Genomic DNA, 19,587 nt, shown 5'->3' with positions numbered 1-19,587 from the left:
CCGGGTCATCCCCGACCCTTTTTCCGCAGGAGCCGGCTTGCCGGCGAAGGAGGCCTTGGTTTTGTACAGGGCTTGCGGGCCTCTTCGCTGGCAAGCCAGCTCCTACGACGCAGCGTGATACGGGTGGCTTACCACAGGGCCACGCTGTAGCTCACCAGCAGGCGCACTTCATCCGCGTCGCGAGCCGAGTAGTTGGAGCGGTAGGTGGCGTTGCGCAGGCGCACGGCGACGTCCTTGAAGGTGCCGCTTTGCACTACGTATTTGACCTCGGTGTTGCGTTCCCACTCTTTGCCGGTGTCGCCGTTTTTCAGGGCGATGTTGTCGCCGCTGAGGTAGCGGGTCATGAAGCTCAGACCGGGAATTCCCAGCTTGGCGAAGTCGTAGTCGTAGCGGGCCTGCCAGGAGCGTTCCTCGGCCCCGGCGAAGTCGTTGATCTGCACGAAGTTCACCAGGTACGGATCGCTGCCATCCACGTAGGGGAAGGCGCTGTCGCCGGACATGTGCTGGTAGCCGGCGCTGAGTTTATGCCCGTTCAGGGCATAGCTCACCAGGCCGTTGAGGGATTTGTTGTCGATCTTGCCGCCCCGGGCCTGGCCCTGGTCGTCGCTGATGGCCAGGCGCAGGTCGGTGCCGAAGGTGCCCGGCCCCATGGGCTGGGAGGCTACCAGGCCGAGGAAGTGCTGGTTGTAGACATCGTCCAGTTGAGCGAAGTGGTAGCTGCCGGCGATCTTGTCGGTGAACTTGTAATCCAGGCCGCCGAAATTGAAGTGCTTGCCGGCCACGGTGCCGGCGAAGCGGCTGTTCTTGTTGTTGAGGCGGATGTCCTCGTAGTTGCTGTCGTCGCGGTCCTTGGCCTTGTCCAGGCGGCCGCCGGTGAAGGTCAGGTTCTTGATTTCCTTGGAAGTCAGCAGGCCGCCTTCGAAGGTCTGCGGCAGGATGCGCCCGTCGTTGGGCTTGAGGATCGGTAGCTCGGGGATCAGGCTGCCGATTTTCAGTTCGGTGGCGGAGATCTTCACTTTGCCGGTCAGGCCGAGCTTGGAGTACTGGTTGGCCGCGCGTCCGTCGTCGTGGGTCGGCAGCAGGCCGGTACCGGTGCGGTCGGGGCTGGAGTCGAGCTTGACCCCGAGCATGCCCAGGGCGTCCAGGCCGAAACCCACGGTGCCTTCGGTGTAGCCCGACTGCAGGTTGAGCATGAAACCCTGAGCCCATTCATCGCGCTTGGATTGCTGGGCGCTGGTGCCGTCGCGAAAGTCGCGATTGAAGTACATGTTGCGGGTTTCGAAGGTGGCGCTGCTGTCTTCGAAGAAGGCGGCCTGGCTGAGTGGGGCGAAACCGGCGAGGGCGGCGGCGCTGGCCAGGGCGGTCGGGGTCAAACGGGAAAAACGCGCGGGCTGGACAGCCTGAGGGTGCGAGGATGGCATCCTGGAGTACTCCGTTATTGTTCTTATTTTGACGAAAACGCTTCGAGGCGTTTTGCGTATCAGCGGCCGTCAAGGCCAGGGCAGTCGAGACTGTCCGTAGTCGGACTCTAAAGGGCCAACCTTTCGCTAACCTTTCAGCGTACTTTCACGGTTTTCGGGCTTCACAGCGGCGGTTGCGGCGGTACACTCCGCGCCAAAGAGTGGCGTCGATCCCCCCGGAACGAGGTAAGAAAACATGCGAGTCCTGCTCGTCGAAGACCATCTGCAACTGGCCGAAAGTGTCGCCCAGGCGCTCAAGAGCACCGGCCTGACCGTGGATGTGCTGCACGATGGCGTGGCCGCCGACCTGGCCCTGGGCAGTGAGGAATACGCCATGGCGATCCTCGACGTCGGCCTGCCGCGCATGGACGGTTTCGAGGTGCTGGCGCGCCTGCGGGCCCGGGGCAAGAACTTGCCGGTGCTGATGCTCACTGCCCGCAGCGACGTCAAGGATCGGGTCCATGGTCTGAATCTGGGGGCCGACGATTACCTGGCCAAACCGTTCGAACTGACCGAGCTCGAAGCTCGGGTCAAGGCGCTGTTGCGCCGTAGCGTGCTGGGGGGCGAGCGCCAGCAGCGTTGCGGCGTGCTGGCTTATGACCTGGATACCCGGCGCTTCACCCTGGGTGAGGAATTGCTGACCCTGACGTCCCGCGAGCAGGCCGTGCTCGAGGCATTGATTGCCCGTCCTGGCCGGGTGATGAGCAAGGAGCAATTGGCCTCTCAGGTGTTCGGCCTGGATGAGGAGGCCAGCCCGGATGCCATCGAGATTTATGTCCACCGTCTGCGCAAGAAGCTCGATGGCCATGCGGTGGCCATCGTGACGTTCCGTGGCTTGGGTTATCTGTTGGAAAGCCGCGATGCATAGGCCCAGCAGCCTGCGCTGGCGGTTGTTGTGGAACCTGGCTCTGCTGCTGGTGGTGCTGATGCTAGCCAGCGGCTTGAGTGCCTACTGGAACGGCCGTGAGGCCGCTGACACCGCCTATGACCGCACCTTGCTGGCCTCGGCACGGACCATTGCCGCCGGGTTGTCCCAGCGTGACGGCAGCCTGAGCGCCAATGTGCCCTATGTGGCCCTGGATACCTTTGCCTACGACAGCGCCGGGCGCATCTATTACCAGGTCAACGATATTCACCAGCAACTGATCTCCGGTTACGAAAACTTGCCCGGTCCGCCACCGGGTACTCCGCGTACCGATGACTATCCGGCTCTGGCGCGTTTCTACGACGCCACCTACCAGGGCCAGAACGTGCGGGTGGTGAGCCTGCTCAAGGCGGTCAGCGAGCCGAACATGAACGGCATGGCGGAAATCCGCGTGGCGGAGACCGACGAGGCGCGGGTCGCCATGGCTCGCAGTTTGATGGCCGACACCTTGCTGCGCCTGGGCATGCTGGCCATTGGGGCGTTGCTGCTGGTGTGGTTTGCGGTGAGTGCCGCCTTACGCCCGCTGGAACGTTTGCGCGGTGCGGTGGAGGAGCGCCAGCCCGATGACTTGCGGCCACTGCCGCTGGTTTCGGTACAGCGTGAGTTGTGGCCTCTGGTGCGGGCCTTGAACCATTTTACCGAACGCCTGCGGGGGCAGTTCGAGCGCCAGGCACAGTTCATTGCCGAGGCCGCCCATGAATTGCGTACACCGCTGGCGGCACTCAAGGCCCGCCTGGAGCTGGGACTGCGCTCCAGTGAGCCGGACACCTGGCGCACGACCCTGGAAAGCGCGGCCCAGGGCACCGATCGCCTGACCCACCTGGCCAATCAGTTGCTGTCCCTGGCCCGGGTGGAAAATGGCGCCCGGGCCATCGCCGAGGGGGGCGCACAGTTGCTCGATCTCAGCCAGCTGGCCCGGGAGCTTGGCATGGCCATGGCGCCCCTGGCCCATGCCAGAGGGGTGGCCCTGGCCTTGGAAGCCGACGAGCCGGTGTGGCTCAAGGGCGAGCCCACCCTGCTCAATGAACTGCTGAGCAACCTGGTGGACAACGCCCTGGCCCACACGCCGTCGGGCGGCAATGTGGTGCTGCGGGTATCGGCGCCGGGGGTGCTGGAGGTGGAGGACGACGGGCCGGGAATTCCCCTGGAGGATCGCGACCGGGTCTTCGAGCGTTTTTACCGGCGTAATCAGCAGGTGGCCGGTTCGGGGTTGGGGCTGGCGATCGTGGGGGAAATCTGTCGCGCCCATCTGGCACAGATCAGTCTGCACGATGGCGAGCCTTCGGGGCTGAAGGTGCGGGTGAGTTTTATCGCCGGATGAGGATCAGTAGAGCATTGAGCGGGATTCTTGCAGATCGTTGCACATGGCCTTGTTGTCCGGGTCGATCCCCAGCTTCTTGAACGCCGGCACGCTGAAGGCGTCGATACGCGAGAGAGGGTGGTCAGTGTCTTTGTGGCAGTACAGGGTCGCCACCTGGACCAGGTCGACGTAGTCGATCCCGGTGGTCTGGCGGTTGAATTCCAGGTAGTGCCCGGGGATTTCCACCAGTTGCTCGGGGAACTCCCAGACCCGTAGCAGCTTGTCCCCCAGCAGCGGGTGAATGCGTTCGATCACGTGATTGAGGCTGACCGGGTCGGAAAGCAGTTCGTAGTGGTCTTCGGCGTAGGTCAGGATCGGCAGCACGCCGATCTGGTGTACCAGGCCGCCGAGGGCCGCCTGGTCGGGCTTGAGCTGGGTGTAGCTGCGGCACAGGGCATAGCTGACCCCGGCCACTTCCAGGCTGCGGCGCCAGACATCGTGCATTTTCTGTGCAACCACCTCGGAGCGGGCATTGAAGATCTGCTCCATCACCAGGCCGATGGCCAGGTTGCTGCTGTAGTTGACTCCCAGACGAGTGATTGCGGTGTGCAGGTCGGTGACTTCCTGGGCCGCCCGCAACAGTGGGCTGTTGACCACCTTGATCAGTCGCGCCGACAACGCGGTGTCGCGGCCTATCACTTTGCTCAGGGTGCTGACGCTGATTTCCGGGTCTTCGGCGGCCTGGCGAATCTGCATGGCCACCTCCGGTAGGGTTGGCAGAACCAGGTCATCATTGTCGATGGCCTCCACCAAATCCTGTTGGACCTTTTCCGCCAGCTCAGTCATTTCAGTTCTCTAGGGTGTTGCAGGAAAGGGGGAGTCGGTCAGCGCTGGATTTCGCGATCGCGGTCCAGTTGGTACGGCAGGTCAAGCAATTGCAGACCGGGCCCTTCGAGTGCGCCCAGGTGCAGGTTGCCATCTTCTACCGCTTCGGCCTGCAACACGGCCAGCAGTTCCACTTGATCGGGTGCCTGGGCAGCCAGGACCACTTCGCCGATGGAGCTGTTGTGGGTCGGGGAGAACAGCGAGGTGCCTGGGACGGGGAGCTCGCCGGCGGGCAATGCGAGTCGGTAGAGGCGGCGCTTGAGCTTGCCCAGGTATTGCATGCGGGCGACGATTTCCTGACCGGTATAGCAGCCTTTCTTGAAGCTGACGCCGCCTACGGCCTGGAGGTTGAGCATCTGTGGAATGAACAGTTCACGGGTCTGTGCCATGACCTGGCCGAGGCCCGCGCGGATCTGGCCCAGCAGCCACTGATTGAGCTCGCCCTGGGGTAGTTGCGCAGCCAGTTGCTGGCCCAGGCTCTCGGCGCGTTCCGCCGGGACCCAGAGTTCGACGCGCTTGCTTGAGGCGCGCACGGCAATCAGGCCATCGGCGCGGACTACGGCGCCGTCTTCCTGGGGCAGTTCAAGGCCCAGGCCGCTCAGGCTGGAGTCGGCATTGCTGAGGCCGAAGCGCGCCCAATTGGCGCTTTCATCGGTGAGCTTGGCCTTGGAGAAGACTGCGTATTTCTTCAGGTCTGCCAGTTGCGGCTCAAGCAGTTCGCTGGCCATGGCCAGCAGGCAGCCGTCACCCTCCAGGAGGATACGAAAACTCGACTGCATGCGGCCTTTCTGGTTGCAACGGGCGCCCAGGCTGGACTGGCTGTCGCTGAGGTAACTGAGGTTGCAGGTCAACTGACCCTGAAGGAATTTGCTGGCATCAGGGCCGCGGACGGCGAGGACGCCTTCGTGGGACAGGGGGCAGAAAAAAGCGGAGTCAGCCATGGTTCATCGCAGGGTAAAAAGTCTGGGGCACATCATAAGGGGGCGCCCCTGAAATGGATAGTTCACAAAGGACGGGTGGTGACCGACCAAAGCCGACTGTTCTCGTGTTCCCCGGGCTGTATACTTGCGCTCTATTTGAGGAGCGCTCCATGGTTGAAGATGTTGAACTGAATCGCCTCTACTGGCACAGCCGTCGCGGCATGCTTGAGCTGGACGTATTGCTGGTGCCGTTCGTCAGGGAGGTGTACCCGCATCTCAATGAGACTGATCGCGAGTGCTACCGCAAGTTGCTGGAGTGTGAGGATCAGGACATGTTCGGCTGGTTCATGGAGCGCAGCGAATCCGAGGATCCTGAGCTGCAGCGCATGGTTCGCATGATTTTGGACCGTGTCCAGCCCAAGTAGGCTGTTCGAGTGCCGCTGGCGTGCTTCACGGCAACTGCTGGCGGCCTACCTCCTGGCCCAGGCATTCGCCCTGGTCGCCATTTTTCTGCTGGATATCCCGTCTGTGGCCAAGGGGCTGGGCATCCTGCTGTGCCTGGTGCATAGCGGTTGGGTGCTGCCTCGACAGATTTTGTTGACCCATTCCCGCGCATTCAGCCGCTTGCGGCACTCGCCTGAGGGCTGGCAGTTGTGGAGTCCGGCCACGGGGTGGCAGGTGGTGCAGTTGCGGCCGGACAGCCTGGCGTTACCGCTGATCGTGGTGTTGCGCTTTCGTCTGCAGGGCGAGCGCTGGGTGCGCTCCCTTTGTGTTCCCAGGGACGCGCAGACAGCCGATGAGCACCGGCGTCTGCGGGTGCGGCTCAAGTTCGGCCGGCGTAGGTGGGCGGCAGCAGAATAGTGTCGCGTGCCTCGGGCAGCAGCTGCGGGTAGTCGAGGGTGTAGTGCAGACCTCGGCTTTCCTTGCGCTCCATGGCCGAGAGAATCATCAGCTCGGCCACCTGGGCAAGGTTGCGCAACTCGATCAGGTCACGGCTGACCTTGTAGTTGCTGTAGAACTCGTCGATCTCGTCCAGTAGCAGGCGTACCCGGTGTTGAGCCCGTTGCAGGCGTTTGTTGGTCCGCACGATACCGACGTAGTCCCACATGAATCGCCGCAGTTCGTCCCAGTTGTGCGCAATGATCACGTCTTCGTCGGAGTCGGTGACCTGGCTGGCATCCCAGGCCGGCAGGGCGATGGGAATCGAGATCTGGGGCAACTGCTGGAGAATGTCGGCTGCTGCCGAACGGGCGTAGACGAAACACTCCAGCAACGAATTGCTGGCCATGCGGTTGGCTCCGTGGAGGCCGGTAAAACTGGTTTCGCCGATGGCATACAGGCCTGGCACATCAGTGCGCCCCTGTTGATCGACCATCACGCCGCCGCATGTGTAGTGAGCGGCCGGCACCACCGGGATCGGCTGTTGGGTGATGTCGATGGAAAATTCCAGGCAGCGTTCATACACGGTGGGAAAGTGGGTCTTGATGAAGGCTTCTGGTTTGTGGCTGATATCCAGGTAGACGCAGTCGATCCCCAGGCGCTTCATTTCATGGTCAATGGCCCGGGCGACGATATCCCGGGGAGCCAGCTCGGCCCGGGGGTCGAACCGCTGCATGAAGCGTTCACCGTTGGGCAGCTTGAGGTGGGCGCCTTCACCGCGCAGGGCCTCGGTGATCAGGAAGCTCTTGGCCAGGGGGTGATACAGGCAGGTGGGGTGGAACTGGTTGAACTCCAGGTTGGCCACCCGGCAGCCCGAGCGCCATGCCATGGCGATGCCGTCGCCACAGGCACTGTCGGGGTTGCTGGTATAGAGGTAGACCTTGGCCGCACCGCCGGAGGCGAGGATTACGAAGCGGGCGCCAAAGGTATCCACTTCACCGGTGCCGCGGTTGAGCACGTAGGCGCCCAGGCAGCGATCACCTTCCAGGCCCAGGCGTTTCTCGGTGATCAGGTCGACGGCAACCCGTTGCTCCAGCAGTTCGATATTGGGGTGTTGTCGGGCCTGTGCCAGTAGTGTCTTGAAGATGGCCGCGCCGGTGGCGTCTGCGGCATGAATGATCCGTCGGTGGCTGTGACCGCCTTCTCGAGTCAGGTGGAACTCGAAGCCATTGTCGTCGCTGCTGGCGTCTTCATCACGGGTAAAGGGAACCCCCTGGTCGATCAACCATTGGATGGCCTCACGGCTGTGTTCCACGGTAAATCGCACTGCATCCTCGTGGCACAGGCCGCCACCGGCGTTGAGGGTGTCATCGACATGGGATTCGACAGTATCGGTATCGTCCAGCACGGCAGCGACGCCGCCTTGGGCCCTGTAGGTCGAGCCATTGGCCAGATCGCCCTTGCTCAGGACGGCAATACGCAGGTGGCGGGGCAGTGTCAGGGCCAGGCTCAAGCCGGCGGCGCCGCTGCCAATCACCAGAACATCGTGTTGAAACTGTTGGCTCATTTGAAGGATTCCGCTCAAAGCGACCCAGGACGGGGTTGGCGCAAGACGCCTGAATCGGCGAGTCATGGCAGCCACACAGCCCACTAGTATATAGAGGGGGGGATCGGCACAATAGTCGCGCCTTCAGGGCATTGTGCGACTTCGCTGAGCAGAAGCGTTGCTCTCGATCACCCAGGTATTCGAAGCATTCCAGGTTGCGAAACCGAGTGTTCGAAGAAGTAGGGCGGTTTTTCTCTTCACCGTTACACAATCTTCGTTCAGCACAGCTATAAAGATTGGGAACTTTTGCCAAGGCCCCAAACTCAATAGAAGGTTGCCTGAAAGAAGGGACAGCGTCGGTTCTGGCCAAGGTTTGCAATCTGGCCCTTGTGACAGAAATCGACGACAGGATTATTCGCGCAGCCGGCCTTGCCCGCGCTGCGTTTTTCGTGCGTGCCGGATCAGAGCCCGCAGGAAACTTGCTTGGAGGGGGAGAACTTTTGCGAAAAGCCCGAGTCTATGTTTGCAAGCCTGATCAATTAGTGATGCAAACCTCCTCCGAGCTTATCGAGGAGTGTTCATGCTAACCCAGGAAGAGGATCAGCAGCTGGTCGAACGCGTTCAACGCGGCGACAAGCGAGCGTTCGATCTGCTCGTGCTGAAATACCAGCACAAAATTCTCGGGTTGATCGTGCGTTTCGTGCACGACACCCATGAAGCCCAGGATGTCGCACAAGAAGCCTTTATCAAGGCTTACCGTGCACTAGGTAATTTTCGAGGGGACAGCGCGTTTTACACGTGGCTGTACCGTATCGCCATCAACACGGCGAAAAACTATCTGGTTTCACGCGGCCGTCGGCCGCCGGATAGCGATGTGAGTTCTGAGGATGCTGAGTTCTATGACGGCGATCATGGCCTTAAGGATCTCGAGTCGCCGGAACGTGCATTGCTGCGGGATGAGATCGAGGGCACCGTCCATCGAACCATCCAGCAACTGCCTGAAGATTTGCGTACAGCCTTAACTTTACGTGAATTCGATGGTCTGAGTTACGAGGACATTGCCAGCGTCATGCAGTGTCCGGTGGGTACCGTGCGCTCCCGGATTTTCCGCGCTCGGGAAGCCATCGATAAAGCCCTGCAGCCGTTGTTGCAGGAAACCTGAGACAGCGGCGACAGCCAAGAGAGGAACCGCCATGAGTCGTGAAGCCCTGCAGGAATCGCTGTCCGCGGTGATGGATAACGAAGCGGACGAACTGGAATTGCGTCGGGTATTGAATGCCGTCGACGAAGTAGAAACCCGTGAGACTTGGGCCCGTTATCAAATCGCCCGGGCAGCTATGCACAAGGAGTTGCTGCTTCCACGTCTGGACATTGCCGCTGCCGTTTCTGCAGCTCTGGCTGATGAGGCCGTACCGGCCAAAGTGTCCCGCGGACCTTGGCGCAGCCTGGGCCGCCTGGCGGTAGCTGCGTCGGTGACTGTGGCGGTCTTGGCCGGTGTGCGTCTGTACAACCAAGACGAGATCGCGGGCGTTGAACTGGCTCAGCAAGCCGGTCAGCCAACCCTGGCGACTCCACAAGTAAAAGGCCCTGCTGTATTGGCCGGCTACAATGAAAGCTCGGAAGCCACTGGCCCTATGGCTAATGGTGTATTGCAAGGGCAGCCAGGCTGGCACGATCAGCGTCTGCCGAGCTACCTGCGTCAGCATGCTCAGCAAGCTGCACTAAAAGGTACTGAAAGCGCACTGCCTTATGCCCGTGCGGCAAGCTTGGAAAACCGCTAAGGAGGATCATGCGCGCCATACCTCTACTCTCGCTTCTGCTTAGTGGCTGGTTTGTGGTTCCAGCCCACGCCGATGAAGCCCAGGACTGGTTGCAACGTCTTGGGCAAGCGGAACAACAGCAAAGCTTTCAGGGCACTTTCGTTTACGAGCGTAACGGTAGTTTTTCTACCCATAACATCTGGCATCGCGTCCAGGATGGAAAGGTCCGTGAGCGTCTGATTCAGCTCGATGGATCCGCTCAAGAGGTGGTGCGTGTCGATGGTCGCACCCAGTGCGTCAGCGGTACGTTGGTGGCAGGGTTGGGGGATGCTCCGGACTCTGCGGCCCGTGCGCTGGACCCGCAAAAGCTCAAGAATTGGTACGACCTTGCCGTTATCGGCAAGTCTCGTGTGGCTGGGCGTCAGGCAGTGATCGTTTCGGTTACGCCCAAAGATCAGCATCGCTACGGCTTTGAGTTGCATCTGGATCGGGAGACCGGCCTGCCGCTCAAATCCCTGTTGTTGAATGACAAGGGACAGCTGCTGGAGCGCTTCCAGTTCACTCGTCTGGATACTACAGATGTACCCGAAGACGCCGAGTTGCAAGCTGGTGCTGACTGCAAGCCGGTGAGCCTGGACAGCAACAAGGCTTCGGCCATCAAAACTGCGCAAACCTGGCATTCCGACTGGCTGCCTCCAGGTTTCGAGCTGACCAGTAGCTCCGCCCGCAAGGATCCGGAAACCAAGACCCTGGTCAACAGCTTGCTGTATGACGACGGCTTGGCGCGGTTCTCGGTATTCCTCGAGCCGCTCAACGGTGCGACGGTTACCGATACCCGGACTCAGCTCGGTCCGACTGTCGCCGTATCGCGTCGCTTGACCACGCCCGATGGCGAAATGATGGTCACCGTGGTCGGGGAAATCCCTATCGGTACCGCTGAACGAATCGCACTGTCGATGCGTTCCGATGCCACCGCCAAGCAATGAGCCTTTATTGGTTGTGTAAGAGGTCGGTAATGCCTACTCCACAATTGAGAAGATGAAATGTTTGGTGAGCAATTTCATTTGCAAAATCCCCAGAGTTTTTTTATAGGTCAGAACCCCTCGGTTCTGACCTTATTTGTCGTTCCTGGAACAAAAGTACCGCCCCTGTCTGTTCGGTACTGCTTGCTCCATATCGCTTAACCACGCTCGTCGTAACGGGAGCCGTATGTCGATACCACGCTTGAAGTCTTACTTCACCATTCTTGCCACCGTGCTGGTGCTGGGACAGGCCGTGTCTGCCCAGGCAGCCGAGTTGCCTGATTTCACCCAACTGGTCGAACAGGCCTCGCCTGCAGTGGTGAACATCAGTACCACACAGAAACTGCCTGATCGCCGGGTCTCCAACTCGGCGCAGATGCCCGATCTGGAAGGCCTGCCGCCAATGTTGCGGGAGTTCTTCGAGCGCGGCATGCCGCAGCAGCGCTCTCCGCGAGGGGATCGCCAGCGTGAAGCCCAGTCCCTGGGCTCGGGTTTCATCATTTCCCCGGATGGCTACATCCTCACCAACAATCACGTGATCGCCGATGCGGACGAGATTCTCGTGCGCCTGGCCGACCGCAGCGAATTGAAAGCCAAGCTGATCGGCACCGACCCACGCTCCGACGTGGCACTGTTGAAGATCGATGGCAAGGACCTGCCTGTGCTGAAGCTGGGTAAATCCCAGGACCTGAAAGCCGGGCAATGGGTCGTGGCTATTGGGTCGCCATTTGGCTTCGACCACACAGTGACCCAAGGCATCGTCAGCGCTATTGGTCGCAGTCTGCCAAACGAAAACTACGTACCTTTCATCCAGACCGACGTGCCGATCAACCCGGGTAACTCGGGGGGGCCGCTGTTCAACCTGGCGGGGGAAGTGGTGGGGATCAACTCGCAGATCTATACCCGTTCCGGCGGCTTCATGGGGGTGTCCTTCGCGATCCCTATCGACGTTGCCATGGACGTTTCCAATCAGCTCAAAACCGGGGGCAAGGTCAGTCGTGGCTGGCTGGGCGTAGTGATTCAGGAGGTCAATAAAGACCTGGCTGAATCCTTTGGCCTGGAAAAACCTGCCGGTGCACTGGTTGCGCAGGTTCAGGACGGCGGACCAGCGGCCAAGGGCGGCCTGCAAGTGGGTGACGTGATTCTCAGTCTTAATGGCCAGCCAATCGTGATGTCGGCGGACCTGCCGCATCTGGTAGGGGCGCTGAAGGCCGGAGCCAAGGCCAACCTGGAAGTGATCCGTGAAGGCAAGCGCAAGAATGTCGAACTCACCGTGGGCGCCATTCCTGAAGAAGACAAGGATCTGAGCATGCTGCCCAAGTCCGGTGTCGAGCGCAGCAGCAACCGTCTCGGCGTAGCCGTGGTCGAGCTCAATGATGAGCAGAAGAAGACTTTTGACCTCAAGGGCGGCGTAGTCATCAAGGAAGTCCAGGACGGCCCAGCGGCGCTGATCGGTCTGCAGCCGGGTGACGTGATCACCCATCTGAACAACCAGGCGATTACCACCGCCAAGGAGTTCACCGAAATTGCCAAGGCGCTGCCGAAGAACCGTTCGGTGTCCATGCGCGTACTGCGTCAGGGGCGAGCCAGTTTCATTACCTTTAAACTGGCCGAGTAATCCGTCTGACGGAATGCTCGCGCAATAAAAAGCCCGCCTCGTAAGAGGCGGGCTTTTTTATGCTGCCTGGAAACATCAGCGCATCATGTCCTTGACCATCTGCTCCTGATCCATCATCTCCCGCTGGCGAGCGTCGATTCTCGATGACAGTGGGAAGTTGCTGCCGGCCCGCCGTTTGGCGAAGTCCAGCTGCTGGATGGCCTGGCGGTAGTCGCCGACCAGGGCGAAGTACTCGGCCCGGGCCTGGTGCAGGCCAATGATGTTGCCCGACAGGCCGCGAGTTTCCGCCACCAGATACCAGACATCCGGATCGTCCGGACGACTTTTCAGCAAGCCCTCCAGGGCCTTTTCCGCATCCGCCGGGCGGTTCTGCTTGAGCAGCAGGTCCACCCGGATCTGGTTCAGCGGGTAATTGCCCGGGTACAGATTGAGCATTCGCTCCACCCGGGCCTGAGCATCCGGCAGGCGGTTGTTGGCCATGTCCAGTTCGATCTGGGCCAGGTTGTAGGTGACGTCATTGGGGGATTTGGCCAGCAGCGGCTTGAGGTTTTCCCGGGCTTCGTTCCACTGGCTGCCCTTGATCTGGGCGATGGCCAGACCGTAGCGGGCAATGTCGTTCTTCGGGTTTTCATCGAGCTGTGCGCGAAAGCGCTTCGCAGCCAGCCCTGGAGATTCTTCGTAGTTCAACTGCACCCGGGCACGGATCAGTTGATAGCGCAGGCTGTCCTCGGTGCCTCCAAGCTTGGCCTGTTCCGCGCGGTTGCGGGTGTCGGCGATCCGCGATTCGGTGACCGGGTGCGTCAGGAGAAATTCCGGTGGCTTGGCGTCGAAGCGGTATTGACGCATCAGACGCTCGAACATGGTGGGCATCGAGCGCGGATCGTAGCCAGCCTTCTCCAGGTTGAGAATGCCGATGCGGTCGGCTTCCTGTTCGTTTTGCCGGGAAAAGCGTCGCTGTTCCTGGATGGCCGCGGCCTGGGTGCCGGCGATGGTGGCGATCCCTGCATCCCCGGCGCCGGCGGCGGCGATCACGATCCCAGCCAGCAAGGCGGCCATCATTGGTACCTGCATGCGCTGCTGGGCTTCGACACCGCGGGCAAAGTGGCGTTGGGAAAGGTGCGCCAGTTCGTGAGCCAGCACCGAGGCGTATTCACCCTCGGTCTGGGCATTGAGAAACAGGCCGCCGTTGACCCCGACAATCCCACCTGGGGCGGCGAAGGCGTTGAGCTGCGGGCTGTTGATCAGGATGAACTCCAGGCGCCGGTCGTTGACCTGGCTGGTCTCCACCAGTTTGTAGACGCTGGTTTCGACATAGTCCTTGAGTTGCGGGTCGTTGAGCTGCGAGACCTGGCTGCGCAGCAACGCCAGCCAGGCACGGCCCAGCTGGTATTCCTGTTGTGGAGAGACGATGGATGAACTGGCATCACCGAGTGACGGCAGGTCGTCGGCGAAGCCCGGTGAGGCGAGCAGGCAAGCGAGCGTCAGCAGGGTAGGGCGCAATAAATTCATGCACAAAGCCTTAATCGACAAAGGCTCTACTGTAGCTGGACACCTGGCCGGGGACCAGACAAAGCCAGTGAAAACTCTGAGGATAAAAAAGTGCTTTCAGGCAAATTCCGACGTCTACCTTATCGAGCCTTTACCTCGGCGCAACAGCGCTCTGGTTTCAGGCTTGTTTATTGCCGACGGCTTTGCCTTGCAGGGTATTCTAGGCGTCTTGAATTGATGATCGGAGTAAGCCCATGACCGATGTTGTCGCCCATGACGCCGTGCTGGATGCCAGTGGGCTCAACTGCCCGCTGCCACTGCTCAAGGCCAAGATGGAACTCAATCGCCTGGCCAGTGGCGCGGTGCTCAAGGTCATTGCCACCGATGCCGGGTCCCAGCGTGACTTCCGCACCTTCGCTCGCCTGGCCGGTCATACCCTGTTGCGCGAAGAGGACGAGGCCGGAGTCTATCGTTACTGGCTGAAAAAGGCCTGACGGCCCATCACCGCTTTCATCTAAGGATCATTGATGTTCAAAGTGCTACGTGACTGGATACAGCGCTACTTCTCGGATGAAGAAGCGGTGGTGCTGGCTGTGCTGCTGTTCCTGGCCTTTACCGCTGTCCTGACCTTGGGCGGGATGCTGGCGCCTGTACTGGCGGGCATGGTCCTGGCTTACCTGATGCAGGGGCTGGTGGTGAGCCTGGAGCGCCTGCACCTGCCCGGTGGGGCGGCGGTGGGGCTGGTGTTCGCCCTGTTCATGGGGCTGCTGCTGGTGTTCATCCTGGTGGTGGTGCCGTTGCTTTGGCACCAGTTCGTCACCCTGTTCAACGAGTTGCCGGGCATGCTTGCCAAGTGGCAGTCGCTGTTGCTGCTGTTGCCAGAGCGCTATCCGCATCTGGTATCGGACGAGCAGGTACTGCAGGCCATCGAAGTGGCTCGGGGCGAGATCGGCAAGTTCGGGCAATGGGCGCTGACCTTCTCCCTGTCCAGCCTGCCCTTGCTGGTGAACATCATGATCTACCTGGTACTGGTGCCGATCCTGGTGTTCTTCTTCCTCAAGGACCGGGCGATGATCAGCCGTTGGGTCATTGGCTATCTGCCCCAGGAACGGACCCTGATCACCCGGGTCGCCCATGAAATGAACCGACAGATCGCCAACTATATCCGCGGCAAGGTGATCGAGATCGTCATTTGCGGTGGTGTGACTTACATCGCCTTCGTCGCCCTGGGCCTGAACTACGCGGCCCTGCTGGCCCTGCTGGTGGGGATTTCGGTGGTGGTGCCCTATGTCGGCGCAGTAGTGGTAACCGTGCCGGTGGCGCTGATCGCGCTGTTCCAGTGGGGCTGGAGCGACCAGTTCATTTATCTGATGGCGGTCTACGGGATTATCCAGACCCTGGATGGCAACGTGCTGGTACCGCTGCTGTTCTCCGGCGCGGTGAATCTGCATCCGGTGGCGATCATCTGTGCGGTGCTGCTGTTTGGCGGGTTGTGGGGCTTCTGGGGGATTTTCTTTGCCATTCCCCTGGCCACCTTGTTCAAGGCTGTGCTGGATGCCTGGCCGAGGAAGGACCCGGTGGTGGCGCCTTTACTCTAGATAACGCGGGGCGGCTGATTCAGCCGCCCCGTTGGTTTCAGGCCTTGTTCAGTGCCTGGGCTGCAGCCAGTACAGCGTCGACGTGGCCCGGAACCTTGACCCCGCGCCATTCCTGGCGCAATACGCCGTCCTTGTCGATCAGGAAGGTGCTGCGGTCAACCCCCAGGTATTCCTTGCCATAGAGCTTCTTCAACTTGATCACGTCGAACAGCTGGCAGACGGCTTCGTCCTTGTCGCTGATCAGCTCGAAGGGGAACTCCTGTTTGCACTTGAAGTTCTCGTGGGACTTCAGGCTGTCGCGGGAGATGCCGAAGATCTCGGTGTTGGCGGCCTGGAAGGCGGCGTACTGATCACGAAAGCCCTGGCCCTCGGTGGTGCAGCCTGGGGTGCTGTCCTTGGGGTAGAAGTAGATCACCACTTGCTTGCCCTTGAGGCCGGACAGGCTGACGGTCTGGCCGCTGGTGGCAGGGGCCTGGAAATCGGCAATAGGTTGATCGATAGCAACGGCCATGGGGCTTCCTTACATAGGGTTCTGTGGGCGCCAGGGTTCGATCAGCGCATCGAGGTTCATGGCATCGGCAAAATCCAGGAACTGGTCGCGCAACCAGCTGATCTGGGTGCCGGCGGGCAGGGTCACGGTAAAGGTGGCGTTGAGCATGGTGCCGCCTGTTTGCGGAGCCTGGTAGGTATCGCAGGTGAGGTTTTCCAGCTCGACATGGTGGTCGATGAAGAACTGGCACAGCTCATTGACGATGTCAGAGCGGTACGCCGCGCTGACGTAGGCGACATAAGGCAAGGCCTGGGGGCGGCTTTCCAGGGCGGCGCTGCGCACCACGTTGACCGTGAAGGCGTGCTTCTTGGCCAGGGATGACAGGCTGCTTTCCAGGCGCGCCAGGGCGTCCCAGCTGCCGGAAATCTCCAGCACCAGGGCGCTGCACTCGCCATGCCGGGTCAGGCGCGAGGTCACTACGGCGCAGCGGTTTTCATGGCTGGCGCGGCACAGGACGTTGGTCAGCTCCATGGGGTTGGCGCCAAGGGCACTGATGACAAGGAATTGTTCGCGAACTGTGGGGGTGGACATGCAGCATTCCTAAAGCGATGAGCGGTCGATACTTTTGACAAGCCAGTGCCGGGCAAGTGTTGCAAGCGGATCTTCTGGGCCTTGAACCACAAGCCGGCGACAGGTCCCGATACGTCCGGAACACAGGCTGGCAATGCAGGAATGGGGCTTTGGAGAAGCGACAGGCAGGCGATAACCCGGTTTACACGCTTATCGGTAGCGATCAAAGCCTGAAGGGTAGCGAAAACCATCGCTCAGGGGAATGCTCACGGCGCGGGACTTCGCTTGTGCAAGGAACTTGGCGCCAGTACCATTACCGCTCTCTTTTTCCGGCAGGAGCGGTTGCATGATTGCGGGCAGTATGGTGGCACTGGTCACACCCATGGATGCACAGGGAAATCTCGACTGGGACAGCCTGAGCAAACTGGTGGACTTCCACCTGCAAGAGGGCACCAACGCCATCGTGGCGGTCGGCACCACAGGTGAATCGGCCACACTGGATGTCAACGAGCACATCGAGGTGATTCGTCGGGTGGTGGCCCAGGTTGCAGGGCGCATCCCGGTGATTGCCGGTACCGGCGCCAACTCGACGCGTGAAGCGATCGAACTGACCACCAACGCGAAGATTGCCGGCGCCGATGCATGCCTGCTGGTGACCCCGTATTACAACAAGCCGACTCAAGAAGGCCTGTACCAGCATTTCCGCGCCATTGCCGAGGCCGTGGACATCCCGCAGATCCTCTACAACGTTCCAGGCCGCACCGCATGCGACATGCAGGCCGAGACCGTGATCCGCCTGTCCTCCGTGAAAAACATCATCGGGATCAAGGAAGCCACCGGCGACCTGCAGCGCGCCAAGGCCATCCTGGCCGGTGTGCCCGACGATTTCCTGGTGTACTCCGGCGATGACGCCACTGCCGTCGAGCTGATCCTGCTGGGCGGCAAGGGCAATATCTCGGTGACTGCCAACGTCGCGCCTCGGGCCATGAGCCAGATGTGCGCCGCGGCCATGGCCGGCGATGCCGCCAAGGCCCGCGAGATCCACGAAACCCTGATGCCGCTGAACAAGACTCTGTTCATCGAATCCAACCCTATTCCCGTGAAATGGGCCCTGCACGAAATGGGTTTGATGCCGGACGGTATCCGTCTGCCGCTCACCTGGCTCAGTGCCGCCTGTCACGAACCGCTGCGGCAGGCCATGCGCCAGTCCGGCGTCTTGGTTTAATTGAGGAAGTACAACGCATGAAGCGAATGGCCGGACTTTCCGCACTTGCCTTGATTATCTCCAGCACCAGTGGCTGCGGTTGGATCTGGGGCCCGGAAGGCTACTTCCGTGACCGGGGTAGCGATTACCTGCAAGCGCAACAAACAGCACCGATGCAACTGCCGCCGGATGTCCAGACCTCCAAGCGTCTGGATCCGCTGCTGCCGATCCCGCGCAACGTGGCCGACGACAACGTCAAGGGCGAGTACCAAGTACCTCGTCCGCAGCCGCTGTCGGCCATTGCCGACGCCAGCGACTACACCCTGCAGAAGAGCGGCGATTCGCGCTGGGTCATGGCCCAGCATCCACCGGCCGAAGTCTGGCCAGTGGCGGTGCAGTTCTTCCAGGACAACGGGTTCCGTCTGGATCAGCAACGTCCGCAAACCGGCGAGTTCAGCACCCGCTGGCAGCGTTCCGACGAGCTTTCCGCTGCCGTGGCCAAGCGCCTGAGCAGCGCCGGCGTCGCCGCCGACAGCGAAACCCGCGTACGGGTCCGTATCGAACCGGGCGTGCAGCGCAATACCAGTGAAGTCTACGTGGTCAGTGCCGAGCGTCCCGCCGGCAGCACCGCTGACGTGGAGTTCACCAATCGCTCGGTCAACACCGGCCTGGACGCCGCGCTGGTGGACGATATGCTGGCCAGCATGAGCCGTACCTCCGAGAAGGGCGGTTCAGTGTCCCTGCTGGCGGCCCGTGATTTCGATACCCCAAGCCGGGTCAGCCTCAGCGAAGACGGCAGCGGCAATCCGGTGCTGAACCTGGGTGCCGACCTCGATCGCGCCTGGTCCAGCGTAGGCCGCGCCCTGGAGCAGGGCGAGTGGCGGGTTGAGGACATCAACCGCAGCTTGGGCCTGTACTACATCAACCTGGCGGAAAAAGCCGAGAAGAAGAACGACGAGCCGGGCTTCTTCGGCAAGTTGTTCGGCAGCAAGCCGGCCAAGGAAGAGATCGAAGCCCGTGCCGAGCGCTATCAGGTTCGCCTGAGCAAGGTGGGCGACAACGTCCAGGTGACCGTCGAGAAGAACATCAACACCGTGGCGCCGGCCGATGTGGCGCGCAAAGTGTTGGGCGTGATTCAGGACAACCTGGGCTGATCAGATGCGTTTTGCCGTTCTCGGCAGTGGTAGCCAAGGGAATGGCACGCTGATCGCCAGTGCTGACACTTACATCCTGGTGGATTGTGGTTTCTCCCTGCGGGAAACCGAGCGGCGCCTGCTGCGCCTGGGCGTTCATCCCTCGCAGTTGAGCGCCATCCTGGTGACCCACGAACATGCCGACCACGTGCATGGCGTGGGTTTGCTGTCTCGGCGCTACAATTTACCGGTCTACCTCAGCCAGGGCACGTTGCGCGGGATGCGCAAGCCGGTGGAGGCTGCGGGTTTTGTCCGCGGTGGCGAGCAACTGCAGATCGGCGCCTTGTGCATTGACGTGATTGCCGTCGCTCATGACGCCCAGGAACCTACGCAGTTTGTCTTCAGCGACGGTCAGCGGCGTTTTGGCCTGCTGACCGACCTGGGTTCCTACTGTGCCGGCGTACTGGAAGGCTACCGTGGCCTGGATGCCTTGATGATCGAGGCCAACCATTGCCGGGACCTGTTGGCGCGCGGCTATTACCCGTACTTTCTCAAGCAGCGGGTTGGCGGCGACGAAGGGCATTTGAACAACCATCAGGCCGCAAGCCTGGTGGCCGAATTGGGATGGCAGGACCTGCAGCATCTGGTCCTTGCTCATCTGAGCAGCAAGAACAACCTGCCGCAGCTGGCCCGGCAATGTTTTGTCGACACCCTCGGGTGCGACCCGGACTGGCTGCAACTGGCCGATCAAGATTCAGGGCTCGACTGGCGCCACATCGCCTAGCCCAC

The 19,587-nt window shown here is 61.1% G+C and carries 20 protein-coding genes; 13 read left to right on the top strand and 7 right to left on the bottom strand.

Going from position 1 to position 19,587, the window contains the following annotated elements:
* Positions 1–128: 128 nt before the first annotated feature.
* Complete coding sequence (locus FW796_RS01450; RefSeq protein ID WP_404938574.1) at positions 129–1,421, bottom strand: OprD family porin; 1,293 nt, start codon at positions 1,419–1,421, stop codon at positions 129–131.
* Between the two features lie 235 nt (positions 1,422–1,656).
* Between FW796_RS01450 and FW796_RS01445 the strand changes: the two genes are divergently transcribed.
* Both FW796_RS01445 and FW796_RS01440 read left to right on the top strand, forming a co-directional pair.
* On the top strand, positions 1,657–2,328 hold the full coding sequence (locus FW796_RS01445; RefSeq protein WP_346634912.1) for a response regulator: 672 nt from the start codon (positions 1,657–1,659) through the stop codon (positions 2,326–2,328).
* The gene (locus FW796_RS01440) at positions 2,321–3,706 is read left to right on the top strand and encodes a sensor histidine kinase (protein ID WP_346634911.1); all 1,386 of its coding nucleotides are present in this window, start codon (positions 2,321–2,323) and stop codon (positions 3,704–3,706) included. Before FW796_RS01445 ends, FW796_RS01440 begins: the two co-directional genes overlap by 8 nt.
* Before the next feature lie 3 nt (positions 3,707–3,709).
* On the opposite strand, the gene FW796_RS01435 is transcribed toward FW796_RS01440, so the two are convergent.
* Positions 3,710–4,531: an HDOD domain-containing protein gene (locus tag FW796_RS01435; protein WP_346634910.1), complete on the bottom strand. Its 822-nt coding sequence runs from the start codon at positions 4,529–4,531 to the stop codon at positions 3,710–3,712.
* Positions 4,532–4,569: 38 nt separating this feature from the next.
* On the bottom strand, positions 4,570–5,511 hold the full coding sequence (gene ygfZ / locus FW796_RS01430; protein WP_446438931.1) for a CAF17-like 4Fe-4S cluster assembly/insertion protein YgfZ: 942 nt from the start codon (positions 5,509–5,511) through the stop codon (positions 4,570–4,572).
* Between the two features lie 149 nt (positions 5,512–5,660).
* Here ygfZ and FW796_RS01425 point away from each other — a divergent pair, with 149 nt between their 5' ends.
* Positions 5,661–5,915 (top strand): FAD assembly factor SdhE, encoded by a 255-nt coding sequence (locus FW796_RS01425; protein WP_011059785.1) that lies wholly within the window; start codon positions 5,661–5,663, stop codon positions 5,913–5,915.
* Positions 5,899–6,351 carry a protein YgfX gene (locus FW796_RS01420; RefSeq protein ID WP_346634908.1) on the top strand — a complete coding sequence of 151 codons (453 nt, stop codon included), beginning with the start codon at positions 5,899–5,901 and terminating at the stop codon, positions 6,349–6,351. Before FW796_RS01425 ends, FW796_RS01420 begins: the two co-directional genes overlap by 17 nt.
* Here the strand turns inward: FW796_RS01420 and nadB are convergent.
* Positions 6,314–7,936, bottom strand: a complete 1,623-nt coding sequence (nadB, locus tag FW796_RS01415) for an L-aspartate oxidase (protein WP_346634907.1) — start codon at positions 7,934–7,936, stop codon at positions 6,314–6,316. The genes FW796_RS01420 and nadB overlap by 38 nt on opposite strands.
* A 559-nt stretch (positions 7,937–8,495) precedes the next feature.
* Here nadB and rpoE point away from each other — a divergent pair.
* From rpoE to FW796_RS01395, 4 genes are all read left to right on the top strand, one after another.
* Positions 8,496–9,077, top strand: a complete 582-nt coding sequence (gene rpoE, locus FW796_RS01410; RefSeq protein ID WP_007930230.1) for an RNA polymerase sigma factor RpoE — start codon at positions 8,496–8,498, stop codon at positions 9,075–9,077.
* A gap of 31 nt (positions 9,078–9,108) precedes the next feature.
* Positions 9,109–9,696, top strand: coding sequence for a sigma-E factor negative regulatory protein (locus FW796_RS01405; protein ID WP_346634906.1), 588 nt, complete (start codon positions 9,109–9,111; stop codon positions 9,694–9,696).
* An 8-nt stretch (positions 9,697–9,704) separates the two neighbouring features.
* Complete coding sequence (locus FW796_RS01400) at positions 9,705–10,661, top strand: MucB/RseB C-terminal domain-containing protein (RefSeq protein WP_404938578.1); 957 nt, start codon at positions 9,705–9,707, stop codon at positions 10,659–10,661.
* A gap of 223 nt (positions 10,662–10,884) precedes the next feature.
* A complete protein-coding gene (locus tag FW796_RS01395) occupies positions 10,885–12,315 on the top strand; it encodes a DegQ family serine endoprotease (protein WP_123726268.1) in 1,431 nt (476 codons plus the stop codon).
* Between the two features lie 75 nt (positions 12,316–12,390).
* On the opposite strand, the gene FW796_RS01390 is transcribed toward FW796_RS01395, so the two are convergent.
* Positions 12,391–13,824, bottom strand: a complete 1,434-nt coding sequence (locus tag FW796_RS01390) for a M48 family metalloprotease (protein ID WP_346634904.1) — start codon at positions 13,822–13,824, stop codon at positions 12,391–12,393.
* 233 nt (positions 13,825–14,057) lie between these two features.
* Here FW796_RS01390 and FW796_RS01385 point away from each other — a divergent pair, with 233 nt between their 5' ends.
* Both FW796_RS01385 and FW796_RS01380 read left to right on the top strand, forming a co-directional pair.
* The gene (locus tag FW796_RS01385) at positions 14,058–14,297 is read left to right on the top strand and encodes a sulfurtransferase TusA family protein (protein ID WP_346634903.1); all 240 of its coding nucleotides are present in this window, start codon (positions 14,058–14,060) and stop codon (positions 14,295–14,297) included.
* Between the two features lie 33 nt (positions 14,298–14,330).
* Complete coding sequence (locus FW796_RS01380) at positions 14,331–15,401, top strand: AI-2E family transporter (protein ID WP_346634902.1); 1,071 nt, start codon at positions 14,331–14,333, stop codon at positions 15,399–15,401.
* A gap of 37 nt (positions 15,402–15,438) precedes the next feature.
* Here FW796_RS01380 and FW796_RS01375 read toward each other — a convergent pair whose 3' ends face one another.
* On the bottom strand, positions 15,439–15,912 hold the full coding sequence (locus tag FW796_RS01375; protein ID WP_346634901.1) for a peroxiredoxin: 474 nt from the start codon (positions 15,910–15,912) through the stop codon (positions 15,439–15,441).
* A gap of 9 nt (positions 15,913–15,921) precedes the next feature.
* Entirely contained in the window at positions 15,922–16,482 is a 561-nt protein-coding gene (locus FW796_RS01370; RefSeq protein ID WP_346634900.1) for a glycine cleavage system protein R, read from the bottom strand.
* Positions 16,483–16,807: 325 nt separating this feature from the next.
* On the opposite strand from FW796_RS01370, the gene dapA reads away from it, so the two are divergent.
* Genes dapA through FW796_RS01355 form a run of 3 tightly spaced genes read left to right on the top strand, consistent with a single transcriptional unit; the run spans position 16,808 to position 19,582 of the window.
* A complete protein-coding gene (dapA, locus tag FW796_RS01365; RefSeq protein ID WP_102878721.1) occupies positions 16,808–17,686 on the top strand; it encodes a 4-hydroxy-tetrahydrodipicolinate synthase in 879 nt (292 codons plus the stop codon).
* Positions 17,687–17,703: 17 nt separating this feature from the next.
* A complete protein-coding gene (gene bamC / locus FW796_RS01360; protein WP_346634899.1) occupies positions 17,704–18,819 on the top strand; it encodes an outer membrane protein assembly factor BamC in 1,116 nt (371 codons plus the stop codon).
* A gap of 4 nt (positions 18,820–18,823) precedes the next feature.
* Complete coding sequence (locus FW796_RS01355; protein WP_123726262.1) at positions 18,824–19,582, top strand: MBL fold metallo-hydrolase; 759 nt, start codon at positions 18,824–18,826, stop codon at positions 19,580–19,582.
* Positions 19,583–19,587: the final 5 nt, after the last annotated feature.

This window comes from Pseudomonas sp. 910_21, from assembly GCF_052850735.1.
Note: the sequence above shows the minus strand (reverse complement) of the source record. Positions and strands in the feature narration are given on the sequence as shown.